This window comes from Paenibacillus sp. 01T422 (assembly GCF_056398785.1).
In genome coordinates this window covers 1-5,377 of sequence record NZ_JBFTQB010000749.1, presented here as the reverse complement: position 1 = coordinate 5,377, position 5,377 = coordinate 1, and the positions used below count along the sequence as shown (strand labels likewise).

Here is a 5,377-nt window from a genome sequence, read left to right as displayed (position 1 = left end):
GTGTACGGTGGCTTAACAGATCGCTATACAGATGTGCTTGCTCAGATGAAGCTATTCTTCGATGAAGGACTAATTGACAAGGAATATATTACGGATAAGAACTTCCAGAAGGAAAGACAGCTGTTCGTGACAGGTAAAGCAGGCATCTATTTCGCTAGCTGGAATATTAGTGCTGAGTACCGCGAATTGAAGCAAAATGTTCCTGATTCAAAGCTTGTGCCATTTGAGCCTGTATCAACCAAGTATGGGAAGTTCGGTTTGTATCAAGAGCCACCGGCTAACCGTTTGATTGTGTTTAATAAGGATATGAAAAACCCAGAAGCCGCAATCAAATTACTGGACTGGTGGATCGATAAGAATTGGTTCGATGTCAGGTTTGGCACAGAAGGTGTTCATTACAAGCTGGTGAATGGTGTTCCTCAAACGATTGATGCCGAGAAAAATAAGAAGGAAACAATCTATGCGCCAGAGTATGCCGTACTAGATCAATGGAGTCCCAAACCAGAGGATTTCACAGTAATGGCAGCGACGGACGCGATTTCTCAGGAATATGCCAAGGTGCAGGGAGAATCGCTTAAGGTGGCTATGAAAAACAAATATAGACGTGATATTCCGTTTAATCCGACGTTCCCTGAGCTGAGCGAGACGTCTACTTCATTCGGCCCATTGTCGGAGGATATTGAAACGAAAGTCATTACAGGCGGTGCCCAATATTCACCGCAATGGGGGATAGAGCAGCTTCGCAAGGAATGGAAACGTCTTGGCGGCGATAACGTTGACAAGTTAGCGCAGGATTGGTATCAGAACAATGTGAAAGGGAAGTAAAATTTCATAGACGGCTAAGCAGCCTCCCGATTCGAACAGGAGTTGGGAGGCTATTTCATACGGATAAGGGAGTGTAATTCACTATGACAATTGATCCGAACAAGATGCTGCTTGAACAGCTTGCGAAATGGCATGAGGAATACACGCCTGAGCTGCGGATGGTTCGCAAGCCTTTTCATACGCCGGGATATCATAGCACGCTGAAAAATGTAGCGTTTACTCATCCCACCTTGGCAGCTTGTGTCTATGCGCTGGGATTGCTGGACAGTCGCCAGCCTCTTCATGTAGAAAAAGCGCAAGGAATACTTGAGCAAGTGATCAGCCTGCAGGATCAGAATCCCGACAATGCTACTTTCGGCATCTGGTCGTGGTTCTACGAGGAGCCGCTCGAAAGGATGGCACCGCCAGACTGGAACTGGGCGGATTTCTGTGGGAAGCGGCTGGTTCTGGCCGAGCAGAGGCATTCCGATATGCTGAGCCCGGGTCTGCGCGAGCAGATTCGGCATTCGCTTTATTGCGCGTGCGACGCCATTATCAAGCGTAATGTAGGTCCGAGCTATACGAACATTGCCATCATGGGCGCCTTCGTTACTTTGCTCACAGGTGAGGTCTATGGCGAAGCAAAATATTTGAATTACGGGCTGGAGAGGTTACGACTCTTTCGTGAGTACACGAAACAGTTGGGAACTTTCCAAGAGTATAACAGCCCGACGTATACGATTGTTGCGATACAGGAATTGTCCAGCATTTATACGGCGACCCAAGTTGCGGAAGCGAAAAAGCTTAGCACGGAGATGCTGGATGTCGCATGGGGGCTGGTTGCTGACCATTACCATGCCCCCAGCAAACAGTGGTCTGGCCCACACAGCCGTGCTTATCATACGATGATGACGCCAGACATTTTATCTTTCGTGCAGATCGCCAGTCACGGTGAGTTGAAATTCATGCCAGATGATCAGCTGAAGTACAATCTGGACTGGTACGGCAACGACATAAGGTGTCCTGCGAAGTACATACCGGCGTTCAAGCGAACAGAGACAGCGGAACTTGTACAGACGATTAGCAAAGACGAGGTTGGCGTTATCGTTAACCAAGCAACTACGTATATGGAAGGGCCCGTTAGTGTAGGAACTTTCAGCAAGGATGTGATGTGGAATCAGCGTCGCAATTTGCTAGCTTATGTGCGCAATGGCAACCATTCGACCTATATTCATTTGCGCCTGCTGAACGAAGGGTACGACTATTCTTCTGTGTTTGCATGGCGCTTGGGCGTACAGGAAGATGAGCTCGATGCTGCGGCTTCAGTCTTACAAGTGGGAGCGAGTGCAGAGGTTCATGCGGAATTCCGTGCTCCTGATCGCTCGGCGCTTCAGTTGACGTTACCGTTCAAGCCTGATGAGAAGATGAAGATGCTGAGACCTCGGCTCTAACAATGCTGACTAATAAGAATGGAGTGATCATAGATGGCTAAAGGATCTACGATTCGTAATGAGTTCCATCCCTTCAACGATACTTATACAGGTCGTGCTATAACCCGATTGACCGCGCCAGAGCAGGTGAATCATCATCCTTATTTTTATTATAAAATGATCACGAACGACAACTGCTCTCTCATTTACGCTAGTGAACGTGAGGGAACTCGTCAGCTTTATCGCATGGATCTAACTGATGGATCTGCGGTGCAATTAACGGAAGGACCGGATATCCACGATTTCAGTTGCAGTCTGACGAGTGATGATAACTATTTGATCTATTGCAGGGATCAACGGATCATGCGATTGGATATGGCCACGCTTGAGGAAGAGGTCCTATACACGTCACCTGCAGGATGGAAATCGAATGCGAATCCTGGTCTTAGCTCAGACGACAAGTATCTCGCCTTGGTCGAAATAAATGAAAAGGATGTCGTACCAAGTAAAGGGGACTGGTCCAACTTCGAGCCTCAATGGGCAGCGCAACCGCACTGCCGAATCGTCTACCTCGATATTGAGCAGCGGACAAGTCACATCGCGCACGAGGAGCTAAACTGCTGGCTTGGGCATCCGCAAATTCGTCCGCATGATCCATCGACCATTTTATTTTGTCATGAAGGTCCTGGGCATCTGATCGATGCCAGACTCTGGCTCGTCCAAAAGGACGGGACGCGGCTGCGCTGCGCCAAGGAACAAACGCATGATGAACTCATCACGCATGAATATTGGCTTGCCGACGGCTCTAGATTTGCCTATGTGTACCGGCATAAGGATGATCTCTATCACGAAAGTATCCGGTTCATGGACTCGGAGACGCTGGAAGAAGAGATCTGGATGAACAGCTCCAAGTATTGCCATTTTATTTCCAATGCCAACCATACGCAGATCGTAGGGGACGGACAATTGCCCGAGCAGCATTTCATTTATTTAGTGGATGTAGCATTGAGGCAAGAAGAGCGGCTGTGCTCCCATGGTACTAGCTGGAAGTCATACGGCAACACACAGGACGCCCACYCGCATCCGACTTTCTCGCCTGATGGCTCGTTTGTTATCTTTACCTCGGATATGGAGGGAGTTCCCAGTATTTATAAAGTGGATTTGGTTACAAGGAATGCATGACTAATGACATAGCATATATAAGAAAATATTACTATTGCTTCTCCTTAAGCATTGGAGTAAATTGATAAAATACGCTTAATTCTTTAGATTAAAGAAGCGGGGGAACCAAGTTTCCTGGGGTGAGTACACATCTATCGTGTTAGGGTTAACTTTCAACCCGAATCCGTCAGCTAACTTCGTCAGCGTAGAAAGAGAAGGATAGAAATATTAATTGGAACCATGCTACTTGAGGTTCTATTCCCTCGCTTCCTTTTTCTCTTCTAGAGAAAATAGGAGGAACTAGACATGCTGCTAAGGAAAGTAACCAATGAGCTGAAGAATCTTTTTCCATGGAAGAGATCTAACAATTCTGCACAACGTCATCATGAGATTCTTCACTTAAAACAGCGTTTGGAAAAATTCGACATTCAATTTCCGAACTTGGCTTACCGACCATCAGACGTAGAAACACAGACTTTAATGGAAATAAGCAAAACGGTCGCTCAGAGCAATGAGCTGCTCGATCAACTAAGCTCAGAAAAGGAATTAGCGGTTGAACAATCGCTAGCCAATCGCGTCGGAACCTCTCCCCAAATTTTGGAGGATCATCACAACTTTATCGTCACCATGGCACATATCCTTAGTGGTCCGTATCCTTGCCTTAGAGAGTACATTAACAGCAATACGATTTAACTATCTCCAATAATAGTGAAGGAGCTTGCCTTGCGGCAGCTCCTTTTTCGTATTTTTAAGTAGTAGAACCCCAAGCATATACACGACCAAAGAAGCGTTTGATAAGTTCAGCAACTTGCTGGCTTTGTTCCTCCAGAACAAAATGCCCTCCGCACAAAAAATGAGTTTCCACACAATTTGATAGTTCTCCGAAGGCAAGAGCTCCTTCCAACGTAAAGATAAAATCATTTTTGCCCCAGGTTATCAGGATAGGAGGTTGATAAGTTCGTAAGTATTGCTGCCAAACAGGGTATTGTGCCACATTGGTCCGATAATCGTAGCCTAATTCCAATTGAATTTGGCTATTACCCGGTCGATCCAAAAATAATTGGTCCATTAAATAACCATCGGGGCTAATCAGATAAGGCTGGCACACGCCAGTTACATATTGCATTTGCGTAAATTCAAAGGTTACTAGCTTGGCAAAAGCTGCTTCGGTTGCAGGATTTCGATCCACCCAAAGTGCTTTGAAAAGATCGAACGGTTTCCCTAATCCGTTGGCACTAACTACGGCATTCTGAATAACGAACCCGAGAATGCGATGCGGATTGCGAACAGCCAGTCTGAAGCCGATTGGTCCCCCATAATCATGGGTGTACAAAATATATTGAGAAATACAGAGAGAATCAATAAGCTTTTCAATCATAATCGATAGATTCTCAAAGGTGTATGAATAGTCTTCTATGGAAGGCATACTGCTATTTCCAAATCCTAGATAATCAGGCGCAATGATATGAAATCGGTCTGCCAGATGAGGAATCAAATCCCTGAACATATGGGATGAGCTTGGAAAACCATGAAGAAGGATGATGGTTGGATGATCCGGACTTCCGGCTTCGCGGAAAAATAGCTCCCAACCATCGATCTTCATTTTTTTATAATAAACCATGATTTCAACTTCCTCTCCAGCGAGTTCATACTAATCCCTAACAAAAATATGTGAATATGACGTATTTAAGTACTTAGGAGCTAGAGGACGTGGTACAATTTAGCCTAGGTAGCTAATTCTTTTTCACCATCATTTAACCGGTATTCATCCAATTGAAAGGGAGAGACCAGACATGAAACAAGAACTACTTAATGAGCAATCGAGAAACCAAACTTCCAGTACTCCAATCATTACCGAACTAAAAGTAATTCCAGTTGCAGGGCACGATAGCATGCTATTCAATCTTAGCGGGGCTCATGCTCCATTCTTCACACGTAACATCGTGATTCTCAAAGATAATGCAGGTCATACAGGCGTAGGT

The 5,377-nt window shown here is 45.6% G+C and carries 5 protein-coding genes, 1 pseudogene and 1 riboswitch; of the genes and pseudogenes, 5 read left to right on the top strand and 1 reads right to left on the bottom strand.

Annotated elements, in window-relative coordinates; translation table 11 throughout:
- The 4 genes from AC1DUA_RS30475 to AC1DUA_RS30460 all read left to right on the top strand — a co-directional run.
- Nucleotides 1-825: type 2 periplasmic-binding domain-containing protein (locus tag AC1DUA_RS30475; protein WP_477503310.1), on the top strand; the 825-nt coding region annotated here is incomplete at its 5' end.
- A gap of 83 nt (nucleotides 826-908) precedes the next feature.
- Entirely contained in the window at nucleotides 909-2,255 is a 1,347-nt protein-coding gene (locus AC1DUA_RS30470) for a hypothetical protein (RefSeq protein WP_477503309.1), read from the top strand.
- Between the two features lie 33 nt (nucleotides 2,256-2,288).
- Nucleotides 2,289-3,416: an oligogalacturonate lyase family protein gene (locus AC1DUA_RS30465; RefSeq protein WP_477503308.1), complete on the top strand. Its 1,128-nt coding sequence runs from the start codon at nucleotides 2,289-2,291 to the stop codon at nucleotides 3,414-3,416.
- Between the two features lie 62 nt (nucleotides 3,417-3,478).
- Nucleotides 3,479-3,615, top strand: a riboswitch (cyclic di-AMP (ydaO/yuaA leader).
- Nucleotides 3,616-3,701: 86 nt separating this feature from the next.
- Nucleotides 3,702-4,088 (top strand): hypothetical protein, encoded by a 387-nt coding sequence (locus AC1DUA_RS30460; protein WP_477503307.1) that lies wholly within the window; start codon nucleotides 3,702-3,704, stop codon nucleotides 4,086-4,088.
- Nucleotides 4,089-4,143: 55 nt separating this feature from the next.
- On the opposite strand, the gene AC1DUA_RS30455 is transcribed toward AC1DUA_RS30460, so the two are convergent.
- Entirely contained in the window at nucleotides 4,144-5,016 is an 873-nt protein-coding gene (locus tag AC1DUA_RS30455; protein ID WP_477503306.1) for an alpha/beta fold hydrolase, read from the bottom strand.
- Between the two features lie 172 nt (nucleotides 5,017-5,188).
- On the opposite strand from AC1DUA_RS30455, the pseudogene gudD reads away from it, so the two are divergent.
- Nucleotides 5,189-5,377: pseudogene (gudD, locus tag AC1DUA_RS30450) on the top strand (glucarate dehydratase); the annotation flags it as partial.